This window comes from Aureimonas ureilytica (assembly GCF_001475935.1).
In the GTDB taxonomy this organism is placed as follows: Bacteria; Pseudomonadota; Alphaproteobacteria; order Rhizobiales; family Rhizobiaceae; genus Aureimonas; species Aureimonas ureilytica_A.
This window is the reverse complement of record NZ_LDQA01000009.1, coordinates 1-14762: the sequence shown is the minus strand read 5'-3', so window position 1 is coordinate 14762 and position 14762 is coordinate 1. Positions and strand designations below refer to the sequence as shown.

13 protein-coding genes and 2 pseudogenes are annotated in these 14762 nt (G+C 60.7%); 4 read left to right on the top strand and 11 right to left on the bottom strand.

From position 1 onward, the window contains the following. Positions 1-2: 2 nt before the first annotated feature. From NS365_RS03115 to NS365_RS03100, 4 genes are all read right to left on the bottom strand, one after another. On the bottom strand, positions 3-917 hold the full coding sequence (locus NS365_RS03115) for a carbohydrate ABC transporter permease (protein WP_082684381.1): 915 nt from the start codon (positions 915-917) through the stop codon (positions 3-5). Next, positions 914-1861 carry a carbohydrate ABC transporter permease gene (locus NS365_RS03110; RefSeq protein WP_058598825.1) on the bottom strand — a complete coding sequence of 316 codons (948 nt, stop codon included), beginning with the start codon at positions 1859-1861 and terminating at the stop codon, positions 914-916. Before NS365_RS03110 ends, NS365_RS03115 begins: the two co-directional genes overlap by 4 nt. A gap of 227 nt (positions 1862-2088) precedes the next feature. Next, a complete protein-coding gene (locus NS365_RS03105) occupies positions 2089-3378 on the bottom strand; it encodes an ABC transporter substrate-binding protein (protein ID WP_153003633.1) in 1290 nt (429 codons plus the stop codon). 32 nt (positions 3379-3410) lie between these two features. Then, positions 3411-4424, bottom strand: coding sequence for a LacI family DNA-binding transcriptional regulator (locus NS365_RS03100; protein WP_058598824.1), 1014 nt, complete (start codon positions 4422-4424; stop codon positions 3411-3413). Positions 4425-4692: 268 nt separating this feature from the next. On the opposite strand from NS365_RS03100, the gene NS365_RS03095 reads away from it, so the two are divergent. Together NS365_RS03095 and NS365_RS24890 are read left to right on the top strand one after the other, a co-directional pair. Beyond that, a complete protein-coding gene (locus NS365_RS03095; RefSeq protein WP_058598823.1) occupies positions 4693-4953 on the top strand; it encodes a hypothetical protein in 261 nt (86 codons plus the stop codon). 195 nt (positions 4954-5148) lie between these two features. Further along, positions 5149-5292 (top strand): annotated as a pseudogene (locus NS365_RS24890) (IS3 family transposase); the annotation flags it as partial. A 577-nt stretch (positions 5293-5869) separates the two neighbouring features. Here the strand turns inward: NS365_RS24890 and NS365_RS03085 are convergent. The 5 genes from NS365_RS03085 to NS365_RS03070 all read right to left on the bottom strand — a co-directional run bounded on the left by NS365_RS03085 (position 5870) and on the right by NS365_RS03070 (position 10984). Continuing rightward, on the bottom strand, positions 5870-6652 hold the full coding sequence (locus NS365_RS03085) for a GGDEF domain-containing protein (RefSeq protein ID WP_058598821.1): 783 nt from the start codon (positions 6650-6652) through the stop codon (positions 5870-5872). A 305-nt stretch (positions 6653-6957) separates the two neighbouring features. After that, positions 6958-7104 carry a DUF1127 domain-containing protein gene (locus tag NS365_RS23435; protein ID WP_082684380.1) on the bottom strand — a complete coding sequence of 49 codons (147 nt, stop codon included), beginning with the start codon at positions 7102-7104 and terminating at the stop codon, positions 6958-6960. A 461-nt stretch (positions 7105-7565) separates the two neighbouring features. After that, on the bottom strand, positions 7566-8927 hold the full coding sequence (gene accC, locus NS365_RS03080; RefSeq protein WP_058598820.1) for an acetyl-CoA carboxylase biotin carboxylase subunit: 1362 nt from the start codon (positions 8925-8927) through the stop codon (positions 7566-7568). A gap of 28 nt (positions 8928-8955) precedes the next feature. Continuing rightward, positions 8956-9462, bottom strand: coding sequence for an acetyl-CoA carboxylase biotin carboxyl carrier protein (accB, locus tag NS365_RS03075; RefSeq protein ID WP_058598819.1), 507 nt, complete (start codon positions 9460-9462; stop codon positions 8956-8958). Further along, on the bottom strand, positions 9452-10984 hold the full coding sequence (locus NS365_RS03070) for a pyruvate carboxylase subunit B (protein WP_206612114.1): 1533 nt from the start codon (positions 10982-10984) through the stop codon (positions 9452-9454). The genes accB and NS365_RS03070 overlap by 11 nt, the downstream gene beginning before the upstream one ends. A gap of 545 nt (positions 10985-11529) precedes the next feature. Here NS365_RS03070 and NS365_RS25290 point away from each other — a divergent pair. Continuing rightward, positions 11530-11979, top strand: coding sequence for a transposase (locus NS365_RS25290; protein WP_082684379.1), 450 nt, complete (start codon positions 11530-11532; stop codon positions 11977-11979). Between the two features lie 226 nt (positions 11980-12205). Here the strand turns inward: NS365_RS25290 and NS365_RS03065 are convergent, their stop codons facing one another. Next, entirely contained in the window at positions 12206-13051 is an 846-nt protein-coding gene (locus NS365_RS03065; RefSeq protein ID WP_244498342.1) for an IclR family transcriptional regulator, read from the bottom strand. 238 nt (positions 13052-13289) lie between these two features. Between NS365_RS03065 and NS365_RS03060 the strand changes: the two genes are divergently transcribed. Further along, positions 13290-14096, top strand: a complete 807-nt coding sequence (locus tag NS365_RS03060) for an SDR family NAD(P)-dependent oxidoreductase (RefSeq protein WP_082684378.1) — start codon at positions 13290-13292, stop codon at positions 14094-14096. Between the two features lie 253 nt (positions 14097-14349). Here the strand turns inward: NS365_RS03060 and NS365_RS24885 are convergent. Then, positions 14350-14744, bottom strand: a pseudogene (locus NS365_RS24885) (IS701 family transposase); the annotation flags it as partial. Positions 14745-14762: the final 18 nt, after the last annotated feature.

Genomic DNA, 14762 nt, shown 5'->3' with positions numbered 1-14762 from the left:
GCTCAGCCCTTCACGGCCGAGCTGATCAGCGAACTCACGAACCAGCGCTGGAACAAGATGTAGAAGAGAAGCACGGGGGCCATCATCAGCACGGAGGAGGCCATCGCATGATTCCAGTAGATGGAATCGCTGCCGAAATAGCTGGCGATGCCGACCGAGATCGGGCGCGACCAGTTGGACTGCGTGATCATCAGCGGCCAGAGATACTGGTTCCAGGTCTCGATTCCGAGCAGGATCGCGACGGTGGCGAGCGCCGGCGCGCTCATCGGCAGGAAGACCGACCAGTAGATGCGGAAGGGCGATGCCCCATCGATCACCGCCGCGTCGTAAAGCTCGCGCGGGATCTGGATAAAGAACTGGTAGAGCAGGAAGATATAGAGCGGGCTCGCGAGCCAGGGCAGAATCTGCGCCGTGAACGTATCGGCCAAGCCCATCTTGATGACGATGTTGAGGAGCGGCAGGACGATGGATTCCTGCGGCACAATGTAAAGGCCGATCATCAGGGTGAGGATCAGCGCGCGGCCGGGCAAGCGGCCCCAGGCGAGCACGAAGGCCGCCATGGAGTTGACGAGGATGCCGCCGATGACGGTAACAGTAAGGATCACCACCGAGTTCAGGAGATAGCGCGCCATGGGCAGCGGCCCGTCGAAGGTCGCGACCTCGCGGTAGTTCTGGAGCGTCGGGTCCGAGACCCAGAAGGCGCGGAAGCTGCCCATGTCGGCCAGAATCTGGAAGCGGTCGGGCTTCAGGCTGGCGACGGCCAGGAGGATCAGTGGCGAGACGACGACCAGCGCGATCACAATCACCGAGGCGAGCTTGACGAGATCGACCACCGGCTTTCCGAAAAGCGTCGCGCGCTTGGGCCTGCGGCGCGGGGCGGTGGCCGTGCGGGTGGGGCTTGGCTGCGCGAGGCTCATGTCCGGTCCTTCACGATGGCGCGCTGAACGAGCGAGATGACAAGAACGATCAGGAACAGGATGATCGAGACGGCCGATGCGAGGCCGAGGCGCTGATCCACGAAGCCGGCGGAATACATGTACTGGACCACCGTGTTGGTGGAGCCGCGCGGCCCGCCCTGCGTCAGGATGTTGACCTGCACGAAGAGCTTGAAGGCCTGAATCGTGGTGATGATCAGCACGAAGATATTGGTCTGGCGCAGGCCCGGCCAGGTGACGTTCCAGAAGCGCTGCCAGGCATTCGCGCCGTCGAGCCGGGCCGCCTCGTAGAGCGATTCCGGAATGTTCTGGAGACCCGCCAGAAACACCACCATCTGGAAGCCATAGGCCTGCCAGGCCGACAGGAGCACGATCGAGACCATGGCCCAGCGCGGATCGCCCAGCCAGTCGATCGGCTCCACCGCGCCGACGGTGACGAAGGCGAGGATCTGGTTCAGCGGCCCGGACGGGTACTGGAACAAGGTCGCCCAGATGACGCAGACCACCGCCATGGAGGTGATGGCGGGCAGAAACAGGACGCCCCGGAAGAAATTGCGCATGGGCAGGCGCTGGTTGATCAGAAGCGCGAGGCCGAGCGCCAGACCGCATTGGATCGGCAGCACCATCAGCGTGAAGCGCGCGACGTTCCAGAGCGCCTGCCAGAAATCGGGGTCGGTCAGAACGCGCGTGAAGTTCTCGATGCCGACGAAGCGCGTCGGTACCGGGCGCGGGATCAGGCGCTGGTTGGTGAGCGCGAGTTCGAAGGACGACAGAAAGGGCAGAAGCAGGAAGACGGCCACGAGCAGGCAGGCGGGCGCCAACATGCCGATTTCCTGAAGACGCCGCTTCGCCCGCCGGCTGCGGCGTCTGGGGACGGGCCGCGCCCCGCCGGGCGCAGCGCCGGCCGCTGTGATCTGGTTGGCCATGGTTCCTCCCCGTGGATCGCCCCGCCGGCGAACCGGGCGGCGGGATCGTCTGCCCACTGGCGAGCCTCCGGTGAAACGAGGGTTCACCGGGCATGCGCCAGCCGTTTGGATTTTCGAAGCGTTGTCAGGCGGAACGGGGCGCGTTCGGCCTTGGGATCGTCCGGTGCGATCAGGGGATCGCGAGCCCATCCGGCGCACTGAGCGCGCCGGATGGGTGCTTGATGCCGTCAGTTGCCGCCGAACGGGGCGTAGCCGTCATTGTCTTCGATATCGGCGTCGATCTTCTTGGCCGCCTTGGTCAGCTCGTCCTTCGGGTCGGCTCCGTCGAAAATGTCCGTCATGGCCTGCTGGAAGGCGAGCGTGATGGTCGGATAGGCCGGGTGCGGCGGGCGCGGCACGGCGCTTTCGCTGGCCTGCGCGAAGGCGACCGCCATCGGGCCACCGGCGGCATAGACCGGCGAGGCGGCGGCGAAGGATTTCAGGCCCGGAAAGCCCGTGTGTTCTTCGTAGGCTTTGCGGTAGTCGGCGTCCTTCAGCATGAAGCCGACGAACTCGCCCGCGAGCTTGGGCTCGGCCGATGCCTTATTGATGCCGAAGATCCAGGTGCCGTTCGGGCTGGCGCTCTTCTGCCCGAACTTGGGCAGCGGCATCGCGACGAGATCGTCGCCCATCGTGGCCTTGGCCTCGGCATAGACCCAGTGCCCGCCCCAGGCGAGCGCGGCCGGGCGGCCTTCGGCATAGAACTGGTTGGTGCCCGCCGATTGCGGCACGACCCAGCCGGCCTTGACCCAGCTCTGCATCATGGTCGCGGCATCGACGCAGGCCTGATTGTCGAGCGTGCCTTCCGACTTCCAGGTCGTGCGGTCGATGAGATCGCAGCCCATGGATTCCAGGATCGGCTCATAGGCGTAGGTAATCCACTCCGTCTTGGTGCCATAGCCACGGAAGAGATCGATCGGCCATTTCGACGAGGCGGAGAGCGTCTTCAGCGCGCCCTCGAACTCCTCGCGCGTCCAGGCGTCGGCGACCGAAGTCGGAATGCGGATTTTGGCCGCTTCCAGCTGCTTGCGGCTGCCGTAGAGAACCACGGTCGAGTCGGTGAGGCCGATGGCGTAGAGGCCCTTGTCCGGCGGGTAGGTGCCCTGCGAGACGTTGGAGGGCGTCATGTCGTCGATCAGGGCCTGCTCGACGAGGCCGGTCACGGGCTGGAGATAGCCGGACCAGACGTAGTTGGCGAGGAAGGGCGCGTCGAGCTGGATGATATCCGGCAGGTTGCCGGTCGAGGCCATGGCGCCGAACTTCTCGTTATAGGCGTCGTGCGGCGTGTTGATCAGCTCGATCTTGGTGCCGGGATGGGCCGCCTCGAAGCGAGTGGCCGCGCCCTGGATCGCCGCGATCTCGAACGGGTCGCCCTGGAACATGATCTTCAGGTCGGCAGCCTCAGCCGCGCCTGACGCCAGCGCCGCGAGCGAAGCGGCCCCTGCCAGGACGGCAAGAGCCTTTTGATGAATGCGCATCGGTTTTCTCCCATCAGGCTTTCGCTTGGGCCTCAGACCGAGGCGCGTTCCACAAGGCGAAAGGGCACTTCCTCCACGGTCGCGGGCAGCGCGCGCTGCCCGGACAGCATCTCTCCGGCAAGCCGTCCCATCTCCCGGTGGGGCAGCGCCATGGTGGTCAGCGGCGGGTCGAGCCGGGCCGCGATCTCCACCTGATTGTCGAAGCTCGCGACGGCGACATCGCCGGGCACATCCAGCCCGGCGCGGCGCAGCGCATTATAGGTTTCGAGCGCCACGCGGTCGTTGCCGCACAGGATCGCGTCGGGCCGCTCGCCCGCACCCGCGAACCAGTCCGCGATGTGGCTGCCAACAAGGCTCGGGGCGCGGTCGGAATAGAGCTCGGCGGTGGCCGGGCGCAGCCATGTCTCGTTCGGCTGGAGACCCGCCTCGCCATGCGCGTCGCGAAAGCCGCTCTCGCGCAAGCTGGCGGCGACGAGGCCCGGCAGGTTCAGAAAGGCGATCCGACGCCGCCCGCGCGACAGGAGATGCGCCGTCACCATGCGCCCCGCCGCGCGCTCGGCCGGTACGAGGGCCGGCACGGCGTCGCTCGCCTCGCGGCAGTTCACCATCAGCGCGATCGTGTCGGTGAGCGAAGCGGGCAGCGTCACCGTGCGATGGTACATGCTGGCATAGACAATGCGCTGGGGCATAAGCCGCTTGAGTTCGGCCACCTCCGCCTCGACATCGTCCCGTCCGCGCAGGTTCGACACGATGAGGCGCAGGCCGCCGAGGCGCAGCACATTGTCGAAGCTGCGCACGATCTCGGTCGCGAAGGGCTGGGTGATGACGCCTTCCGCCACCATGCCGACGATCGGCAAGGTTCCCTGCCGCATTCCGCGCGCCACGAGGTTCGGGACATAGCCGAGTTCGTTGGCCAAAGCCCGGATGCGGTGGCGCGTTTCATCCGACATGCGGATCGACGGGTTGTGCAGCGCCCCCGACACCGTCTTCACCGACACGCCGAGGCGGGTCGCTATGTCCTGCATGGAAACACGGGATCGGGTCATATCATCACTTGGGTTATCGATTACTCATTTCGATAGCCGAGTACGGAATGTCCGTCAATATGGATAGGCCCTCTCGCGATGGCCGGCTGCTCGCGATCCGGGGTGCAAGTGTTTCCGAGGCGGATGAGGGGGCGGAGTCGAAGGGTGGCCGACCGATGCGGCCCACAAATCAACATAAGGAGAGCGTCATCAACTTTTCGGGAACTGCGGAGAGCTCATCCGCGTTTTCAGGGCGACGAAACCACGCCTGCGTCACTTGGAGGTTCCCATGCGCAAGTCTGCGACGATCGCTCTGTTTACCGCCCTCACACTCGCGGCTGGCCCGTCTTACGCCGCAGGTTGCCTCAAGGGCGCGGCTGTGGGTGCCGTTGGCGGCCATTTCGTCGGCAAGGGACATTCGGTGGCAGGTGCGGCACTGGGCTGTGCCGTCGGCCATCATCGGGCCAAGGTCGATGCGCGCCAGCAGGCGCAGCAGCAAAAGGCGCAGGCTGCTCAGCAGGCCCCCAACCAGCCGGTGCCCAACAAGTAGAAATCTTCGAGCCTCGCATGGGACGCGTATCGGCGTCCCGAGTCCGTTCCGATGTGAAGCCTGATGGCAAACGGAGCCTCGCCATAGCGAGGCCCATTCCCCATCTTTCAGGCTTCTGGCGCTGGCGGCGATCTTTGAGGGCATCTCTCACGGCAACGCGCCTCCGATCGGCCGCGTAACGCTTCAGATTTGGCGCGGCCGCACTCCTCGCTCGGCTACACTGCCCCGGCCGCATTCGCTGGCTGGCTTGAACAGCAACGGGCGAGTTTAACCCCGCCCGTTGCTTCAATTGCGCTCATGCGCGACAACACCAGTCGGTCTTTGGTTGCCGCTGAATGAAAGACTGGGTCGCGTCAGCATCAACGTGCCGACCGTAACGCGAGCGTCACCGCCACAGGTGCGGATAGACTCATCGATCGCCCCATCCAGATTGTCCTTCAACGACAGGTCCGTGAGCCGTTCCACAATTCTCGACATGGCACCGCCTCATGAATCCATACGCTGATCATGACGCCGAACGGCCTTGCCGGAAAGACCATGTTCCTATTTTGTTCATAAGTTAGGAACGGGGTCCGCGTATGGTGCAGGCGATACGGAGTTTCGAGGAAGGGCTGCGCAAAGGCTTGGGCCTCGTCATACGCTGCGATCCGTGCAACGCGCGGACCATCTATCGCTGCATCGACTTCCAAGGGTTCATCGCGCCGGGCGCCGACATCGAGGCGTTGAACTGGCGGTGCTCAGGTTGCCGGACTCGGGCCGCCTACGTCCGTTACACGCTTCTAGGCGATTGGGAGCGCGAGAGTTTGGCGCAGTGGAAGGCACCCAAATGGATGCAGCCGCGCTGAGGGGGGCGGAGTCATGCAAATCAGCCTTCCACGATCGGCACGCTATCGCCTCATCGCCCGACCTCGACGGGTCACGATTGGCTCTGAAGCGGCAACAGGACGACCTTGGGTCGCTTTCCCAAATCGGCGCTCACTGAAACGTTGCGGCCATCATGTTTGGCTTCATACAGCGCCCGATCCGCCCGAGCGTAGGAGGCCATGACTTCCCCTTCGCCGATCCTTGCAAGGCCGATGCTCGCGGTCACCGAAAGATTGGTTGGCAATTGAGGTCCGCCGACCCGTGAAACCCGTCCACGCAAGCGATCCGATATGTGAAGCGCCTCAATCGGCGTCACACCATTCAGCGCGATAGCAAACTCCTCACCGCCGACGCGTCCCACGAAATGCGGGGCCTTGAGTGCTTCGCTCAGGGAGCGACCGACCTCTGCGATCACGAAATCGCCAACGAGGTGACCGTAGGTATCGTTGATCCGTTTGAAATGATCGATATCCACGATGCCGAGCGTCATGTCGGCACCCGACGCTTGAGCTTGATCCAAAAGAGCGAAAAAGCCCCGACGGTTCAGCAGCCCTGTCTGGATGTCCGTGACAGCCAGCGTTTCGAGACGGTCCTTGAGTTCGAACAAACGAAGGTTCGCGCGTGCCAGGAGGCTCAAGAACAAGAGCGACATTGCTGACGCGAGCAGAGTTGTCTGGACGAACGACGGCCAGATCCGATCGGGCTGCGTATAAAGATTGATCAAGGCATCCGCGCCGTCTGTCGCCGCGACGATCACTAACGTCGCAAACGCGACCTTGGCTCGCATCTCCCGGCGGCTTCGGATCGCCGTCAGTTCCGTCAAGCTGAATGCCATGATCCGAAATCCCCGTTTGAGGGATCCTAGGCCATGCCTCTTTCTGAACCCTGAATGGCCCTGACATGCTGTGTCTTGGCGGGGAACCCGGGTATGCCGGAACGGGATCGTGCGATCAGGGCTTCGACGGCATGAAACCGACGGTGCCTGTCCGGAGCAGGGTCGATCTCATATGCGCAGAGACGCGAAAACGCCCCTGCCGGGGGAGGACCGGCAAGGGCGTTGAGAGAAGCCGAAGGGTGGGAGGAACCGTTCGGCCGGTTCGCTTCAGATGGGGAGGACCAGCTGAAGCGAAAGGGAGAAACTTAGGAGCGGACCGCCTGACGGGCGATGGCCGGGATGTCGGAGCGTGCAATACCGAGGTCCGAGAGTTCGCGCCGCGAGAGACGGTTCAGCTCGGCGGCCGTGTTGCGATACTGGCGCCAGGTGCTGAAGGAGCGAGCGAGGGACATGGGTAGCTTCCTTTCGTGTCCGGCCTCTCATCGGTGGTGGCCGGCGTGTGCGTGTTCTTCCGATGCGCAGAACCTACGCCTCTCGCTCATCGGGCAGTAGCGCAAAGCTCGAAGAGGAGCTTTGCAACCCTTCGCTATCGAGCGCCCGCACGTCCGACATGCGGCTGGCGCATGGATCGGGCCACGTATCCCATCTCGCAAAAGGGGCTTCCTCTCGCCCGGCTATCCGCCGATCTCGGCGCCGCCATGGACTCATGCTGCCATGTCGGCAAAGCCCTTGCCAACGAGCCGGAGCGCATCCGATCCCTCTCCGCAAACCCATACTGGCAACAGGTTCGTGCAGAGGCGCGGCGGTATAAGGACTGGGGCTGAAACCTCGGCGGGACGTTGCTTCACTCGGTCCGCTCGAGGGTTAAGCCCCAGTTCCAACAGAGAGACCTACTCACTTCTTGTGAGTTTCGTCACGCCGGGGAGCCCTCGAGCAGCGAGGCAACGAACGCCGTGTTGAACTGGCCGTCTCTGAAACGAGGATGATCAAGGACGCGCTTGTGGAACTGCGCTGTCGTCGTGACGCCATCGATAACAAGTTCATCGAGTGCGAGCAGCATCCGGGCGATGGCCTCGTCTCTGTTGTTTCCCCAGCAAATGAGTTTGCCGACCATACTGTCGTAGAACGGCGGGATCACATAATTGGTCTCGATGTGAGTATCCAGCCTGACGCCGAAACCACCGGGCGCACGAAAATTATGAATTGTCCCGGGGCTGGGTGCGAACGCATGGTCGGGATCCTCCGCATTGATCCGACACTCGATGGCGTGACCTCTGAGACGGATGTCCTCCTGACGCAGTGCAAGCGGAATGCCGCTGGCGATTTGCAGCTGAAGCTTTATGAGATCGACACCCGTGACCATCTCGGTGACGGGATGCTCCACCTGGATACGGGTGTTCATCTCGATAAAGTAGTATTGACGCTCTATATTATCGAAGACGAATTCGACAGTTCCTGCATTGCGATAGCCAACCTCATTACAAAGAGCAACGGCAGCCGCGGCCAACCCTTCTCGCAACTCGGGGTTAAGGGCGAACGAAGGCGACTCTTCGATCAGCTTTTGGTTCCGTCTCTGCGCCGTGCAGTCACGCTCGCCTAAGTGCAACGTCTGCTCGCCATCCGAGATCACTTGGATCTCGATATGGCGAATGTCGACCAAGTAACGCTCGATATAGACGGAAGGATCGTTGAAGGCGACTTCCGCCTCCGACATGATCTCCGACAGGTCTTTCTTGAGCGTATCGGGCGAACGCACGACGCGCATACCGCGACCGCCCCCGCCGGCGGCCGCCTTGATCAGCAATGGATAACCGACGTCGCTCGCGACCGCCAAGGCCTCCTGATAGTCGGAGATAGCACCGATGGAACCGGGCACCGTTGGAACCTTCGCGCGGTGCGCGATCTTTTTGGCTTCAATCTTGTCGCCCATGCTGCGGATGACGTGACTGGCCGGGCCAACAAAGCATACACCCTCCTTCTCGCACATCTCGACGAAATCGGCGTTCTCAGAGAGAAAGCCGTAACCGGGGTGAATGGCATCGATTTTGAAGGCGAGCGCCGCACCCAGAATGGCCTGCGGATTGCGATAGCTCGACTTCGGATGTGCAGTGCCGACGCAGACGGCCTGATCGGCAAGTCGCACCGGCAAGGAGTTCGCATCCGCCTCCGAATGGGCCAACACGCTTCGAATCCCAAGCTCCTTGCAGGCTCGGATGATGCGCAGCGCGATCTCGCCCCGGTTGGCGATCAGCACGGATTTCAAAAGCTGCGGCATTCCGTCTTTCCTCTGCGCCTAGAACCCGTCACGCATCACGCTTGATGACAATGAGCGACTGCCCGAACTCAACCGCCTGCTCGTTTTCCACCAAAATGCGCGTCACAGTTCCTGAAACACCCGCCTCGATATTGGTCATCAGCTTCATGACTTCGACGATGCACACCACCGTATCCGCGCGGACCTTATCGCCGACTGCCACGAAGTCTTCCGCCCCGGGTTTTGGCTTGGCGTAGAAAACGCCAACCATAGGCGCTTTGACGATGACCTCGTCGTCGGCGAGCGCGTCTTTGACCGCTTGCTTGGCGGCTTGGGGCATCGGATTCGTGTCAGGGGCAGGCTGCGCGACCGGCGCAGGCGCCGAAGGTGGGATAGCGGCTATCTGATGGATGGGGGGTGAGTCCCCTCGCTGCTCACGAGACAGAAAGATCTCGACATCGGCGAACTTCAGTGAGAACTGTGAAATATTGTCCGTTACGCTGATCCAGTCGACGATAGCCTTGAGTTCTTTCAGATCAGGCGACTTATCCGGCATTTTCTAACCCCTTCTTCAGGCTGATTGAAAGCTCTGCGGACCGAACGGCGGTCGTTCCCACGCTCATTTTCCCGTAGAGCGATTGGACGAGTTCAAGCAGAGGATATTGCCGCTCGCCTCCGGAAACGTGCGAGGCTACAGTCTTCTTCATCTCATCGACCTGCGACCCCGGGAACATTGCGCGCAGCAAAAGATGATCTATATCCTCGTCTGGATATTGCTTTCTGAGACTTGGCAACATCGGCTCTATAAGCGACGGCTCCAGCGGGATATCCGAGGCGCCGTTGGCGATGATGCGAGCACGAAGATCAGGGGCGATAGGCGCAAGCAGCTTGCCATAGTAACCAAGCACGTATTTCTTGATCTCGTTTGGAACAATGCCGTAGCGCTCGCCTGAAATGACATTCATCACAGCTTGTGTCCCCACGAACTGGGCGAATGGCGTGATCATGATTGGATAGGCGAGTTCCTCTCGTACACGCCCGACTTCGTGAAGAAGTTCGTCAAAACGATGCGAGAGCCCGGCCGTCGCGAGTTGCGAATGAAAATTCGATAGCATCCCGCCGGGTAGTTGATGCATGTAGTGGAGGCCGTCATAGGCCACCGGCCTTCCAAGGGGCTTCTCCTCGGTCTCGGCAATCTCGGTCAGTCTTTTACCGATAGCATCGATCCGTGCGTCATCCACATGGACCACATAACCGAGCGCACGCAGATCGCGCACAATGGCTTGGGTTGCAGGCTGCCCGTTACCATTGGCGAGAGGCGCAATCGACGTGTGAAGCACATCAGCGCCGAGTTCGACCGCCTCGAGATAGACAAGAGGAGCAAGGCCCGTCAGGCAATGGCTGTGGATCTCAAGCGGTCGGTCACCGATGACGTCCTTGATGGCGGGAACCAAGGTCCGAATACGCTCAGGCGTCAGAAGACCCCCGGCATCCTTCAGCATGATCGCATCGACATCCGTCTTTTCCAGGTACTCCCTTGCCTTTTCAATATAAAGGGCATCGGTGTGAACCGGACTTTCGCAGAAAGCGAGTGCACCGAAGGTTGATGCGCCCAACTTTTTCGCTTGAATTAGACCCGGCGCAATATTGTCGATATCGTTCAGCCCATCGAACGATCCGATGACTCGGAATCCATTAGCGTAGAGTCGGTCCACCCACGCTTCAATGACATCATCGGCCAGAAAGTCGAACGAGGCGATATTCTTCGACCGGATGAGCGCCCGAAATTTGGCATTTGGCGCATGCCGATGAGCCAGGCGAACCCGCTCCCATGGATCCTCCTTGAGATAACGAACCGCGACATCGAACTGAATTGGTGCCATCAGGTCCACCTGATGGAAGTTCGCGGCGTCGAAATCTTCTGTCATGGACAGAATGTGATCGGTTCGCATCCGCGTAGCCCAAAGGCTCTGATGGGCGTCGCGCAGCGTCGTATCAACGATCTTGATCTCACGGCGACTCCCTGCTGGTCGCCCCCCCTTGCTCATGAGCGATGCGATTGTTTCCGAAGTGCGCACGTGCGGCCTTTCTAAGAGTCTCGTGTCTTGAGTTGCTAATCGACTACTGAGACGCCGGAATTCGAACGGATAAGCGAGAGTTTTCCGGCCGGCGGGTCGGAGCAAAGACGCCACTTAATATTATATGATACTGCATTTTTTATTGGTGGCAGCTACGCCCCGCATTGCGCACGCGGATATGACCGATGAGCAATGTCCTTCAGCAAAGAGGCCTCTCGCTATTGTTCCATATATTGAACTTAGATCATTAGGTTGAATGATACGATGGGCCGCTTGATTGTCAAGCTGGTCGGTCGGGCTTTCCGTGGTTTCGCGCATAGCGACGGATGAGGCCAACCTTGGGTAAGAATGATGCCGCCGAGAATCGCCTGCAGCGGGTAGGGCCGGGGCGGGGGAATTGGGGAGCGCTGGGTCAGAGTAAATTTTTGAAGCGCCAGCGCTCGATGCCGTGTTCGGTGTCTCCCCTTTATTCGGCGTGCTGAGGTTCTAGCGCTCCTGAGCAGGCGTCTCGTCTTGGTGCCGCCGGTTGGTAAGCGCTCCGGGGCATCGGGCCGGTGCTGTCGCCGGCCTTTGTCGTCATAACCGACGATCCCGGCCGGTTCTCGAACTGGAAGGCCGTCGGGTCCGCTCCGGTGCTGGTGCCTCGGCTCAACCCATCCGGGGAAATGGAGCGCATCTCGCGCTACGGCGACGCGATGATGCGCCGCCTTCTGTTCGAAGCGGCCCCGATGCTGCTGACCCCTGGCCGCGGATGGTCAGGGCTGAGAGCCTTGGCAGCGAACCTGCCCCAAGCGGCACGGGACGAAACCAGCCATCGTCGTACTATCGCGGCGCTTGGCCGTCATCCTTCACCGCTTCTGGGGATGGGAGCGAGTTTCAGTGGACACGGGCAACGGCCGGAGCTGCGCCTGGCGAGAAGAAGCGCCTTCAAGAGTAGACCGATTAATCGACGAGCCGCCCCAACGAGAATGTGCTCCCTGCGAGGCGGGGAATGAGGCAGCTCGCACCGGCTCTCGAGCCGATCATGCCCATCGCGCGATAGGCAAGCGCAACAGATGGAACTGCCTCGCTCATTCCGATCCCATCAGGGGAGAGCCCACCCGGTTCGATCCGAAGAGAAGCGCGACAGCCAAGGGATCACACATCAGCCAAGGCGAGGCGTCAGCTCAGGGGCGCTCGACCTCGACACACCGAATAGAGAAGAGCCCGAGAGGGAGCGTTTTACGCCACTGGACTATCTGGACCTGCAGTAATACCCATGCGTTGTGACAATCTGCCGGCGATCGAGATCATTCGGGCGCCGAGTTCTTCAATGATTTCCTGTGTCGAATCGCTGCGAAGCAGACTGGTCGCTATGCCTGCAATCACCTTGCCAGAATGATCGCGGATAACAGAGCCGATACAGATGATTCCGGCACGCACCTCGCCATCATCAATAGAATAGCCGCGTTGGCGTATGATCTGCAATTCTTTCCTGAGTTCATCAAGCGAGGAAACGCTTTGCGCCGTCATGGGGGCTGGAAAACGACCACCAAGCATCTCAACCAGGTCTGCGTCGGGCAGCTGTGAGAGAAGCATCTTGCCCGTTGCCGTAAAGGGAGCAGGCAGACGCATGCCGATCCTGAATGTCAAACCCAAGGGCTGATTGGAGTTTCGACATCCGATGTAGACGACGTGATCGCCATCCAGAACCGCCAGCGTAATCGTATACTGCGAAAGGGCTGTATCCACGGCAAAGAATTCTTGAAATGCCGATACAACATCGACCTCTGCCAGAAAACCGTGTGCCCAGCGCATCAGGTGAGGGCCAAGCTTAAATGAGCCATTTGAACTTCTCACGAGGACGTTGAGTTCAACCATGACTTTCAAAAGTCCATGCACGGTACTTTTGGGTAAGGAAAGACCTCGGGTTATCTCCGCGGCGTTCAGTGATCCGTCGGAGCCGGCTACGAGGTCAAGAATCTGGAACGCTCGGCGCAGTGCGGGAACATTTTCCTCCGTGCGACCCTCGATCCGGCTTGTGAGAGCCTCTCTTGACATCGTCATTTTCTCCTCAGTATAGTTCATTTGGTCGATCATAGTTCAATATGATGAACCACACAAGCGTAGAGGTTGGAGTGTGAAGCGGTCGCCCGATCGATTGATCATATGCTCGCCGAATACTGTCAGCCCGAAAATTAGCCTCGGAGCTTGTGCTGTCAAACAGCTGTTGTCGTTTCATCCAAGCGAGCGCAAGTCGTTTCAGCAAGATCGGTGCGTCCAGCAAACGAAACTGATCCAATCGAAAAAGAGATAGGGGAGGAGAATGAATATTTCTGGCGATGTAATAGTCGTAACGGGTGGCGCGAGCGGCATTGGCGAGGCGTGTGCATCCGTTCTTGCGCAGTCCGGAGCGAAGGTAGCGATCTTGGATCGCAATCTTGATCTGTCGGAAGCCGTCGCGAAGAAATTGGGCGGCCGTGCCTTCGAAGTCGATGTGACCGACGAGAAAAGCGTTATCGCTGCCATCGAAGCGGTGGAACGTGAGTTCGGACCGATTGCAGGTGGTGTTACCTCGGCCGGTATTGTTCAGCCGCCTTTTCCGGCCGCAACGTTACCCCTGGACATCTATGATCGCGTCCATGCCATCAATACACGGGGCACATTCCTGTGTTTGAGAGAGATGGGGCGTCATATGCTGAAGCGCGCCTCTGGTAGCCTTGTAGCGATCAGCTCAATTACTGCAAGATGTTCCACACCTCTGCATTCTTACGGTCCCGGTAAAGCCGCGATATCAAACCTTGTTGCGGGCCTAGCGGTCGAATGGGGCAGAGGCGGATTGCGTGTCAATTCCGTGGAGCCCGGGTACACCCGCACCCCCGCGCTGCAAGCGCAGATCGACAGCGGAATGCGCGATGAGACGCGCATGACTGCCAACACGGCGATGGGCCGAATGGTGGAAACGACCGAGGTCGCAAATGTCGTGGCCTTTCTAATTTCGAGTGCATCGTCAGCTGTCACTGGTGTTTCCATTCCCGTCGATGTGGGCTTTGCATTAGCGGGAAGCTGGGCTCCTTATGGGGGTGTTCCAGGCGCGGATAATAGGGTCTTCGGCAAGATGTCTGGCGCGTAGGCCGACACCCCTTTTAAGCCCCTGCCGCAGAAGTCTGATGGGACGATGCTCCCGCAGGACGGTTAGAACTACAGTTGCGTTTCATGTTTGATATGAGATGCACGCGCGACGACGTGATGTTCCTCCCCAGAGCGACCCTCGTGGCGGCGTGGCCGACGTTGATACGTCGCCTCGCCAGGCGACAGGCGACGCGGCGGATTTCCTGAACGGACCAGCCGATCATCGAGGAGTTCAAGGCTTTGGCTTTGAGCTCCTTTTTAACCGGTATCACACTATCGGCCTTGTGACGGATCGCACTCATTAGGGCGAAGGCCAGCATGACGAGCGAGACATGGCGGTGCCAGCCGTGCCAGGAACGCGTTTCATTGTGGTCGAGGCCGAGTGCGGTCTTGGCCGTCTCGCAGCTGTTCACGATCGCCCATCGCTAGCCGTCGACCTTGCCCAGCGTCTCGATCGGCGTGCCGGCGGGGCACCAGATGGTGAAAAAGACCAGTTCCCCGTCAGCGAGGTGGCGACGGATCAGAAATCCGCGCATTCAAAGACCGGACAGGCGCTCGTCGTACCCGGCACCCTCGAGGTCGAACGGTTCCAGATTGTCCAGTCGTGCAGCCGCTCGCCCTTCGTATCAGTGCTCACCGACAATCGGCGTCATACCAACGGGTGTTG

Excerpts from the sequence above, each read along its gene's own strand:
- NS365_RS03115 (WP_082684381.1), bottom strand. The coding sequence starts at position 917 with ATGAGCCTCGCGCAGCCAAGCCCCACCCGCACGGCCACCGCCCCGCGC.
- NS365_RS03110 (WP_058598825.1), bottom strand. The coding sequence starts at position 1,861 with ATGGCCAACCAGATCACAGCGGCCGGCGCTGCGCCCGGCGGGGCGCGG.
- NS365_RS03105 (WP_153003633.1), bottom strand. The coding sequence starts at position 3,378 with ATGCGCATTCATCAAAAGGCTCTTGCCGTCCTGGCAGGGGCCGCTTCG.
- NS365_RS03100 (WP_058598824.1), bottom strand. The coding sequence starts at position 4,424 with ATGACCCGATCCCGTGTTTCCATGCAGGACATAGCGACCCGCCTCGGC.
- NS365_RS03095 (WP_058598823.1), top strand. The coding sequence starts at position 4,693 with ATGCGCAAGTCTGCGACGATCGCTCTGTTTACCGCCCTCACACTCGCG.
- NS365_RS03085 (WP_058598821.1), bottom strand. The coding sequence starts at position 6,652 with ATGGCATTCAGCTTGACGGAACTGACGGCGATCCGAAGCCGCCGGGAG.
- NS365_RS23435 (WP_082684380.1), bottom strand. The coding sequence starts at position 7,104 with ATGTCCCTCGCTCGCTCCTTCAGCACCTGGCGCCAGTATCGCAACACG.
- accC (WP_058598820.1), bottom strand. The coding sequence starts at position 8,927 with ATGCCGCAGCTTTTGAAATCCGTGCTGATCGCCAACCGGGGCGAGATC.
- accB (WP_058598819.1), bottom strand. The coding sequence starts at position 9,462 with ATGCCGGATAAGTCGCCTGATCTGAAAGAACTCAAGGCTATCGTCGAC.
- NS365_RS03065 (WP_244498342.1), bottom strand. The coding sequence starts at position 13,051 with ATGAACTATACTGAGGAGAAAATGACGATGTCAAGAGAGGCTCTCACA.
- NS365_RS03060 (WP_082684378.1), top strand. The coding sequence starts at position 13,290 with ATGAATATTTCTGGCGATGTAATAGTCGTAACGGGTGGCGCGAGCGGC.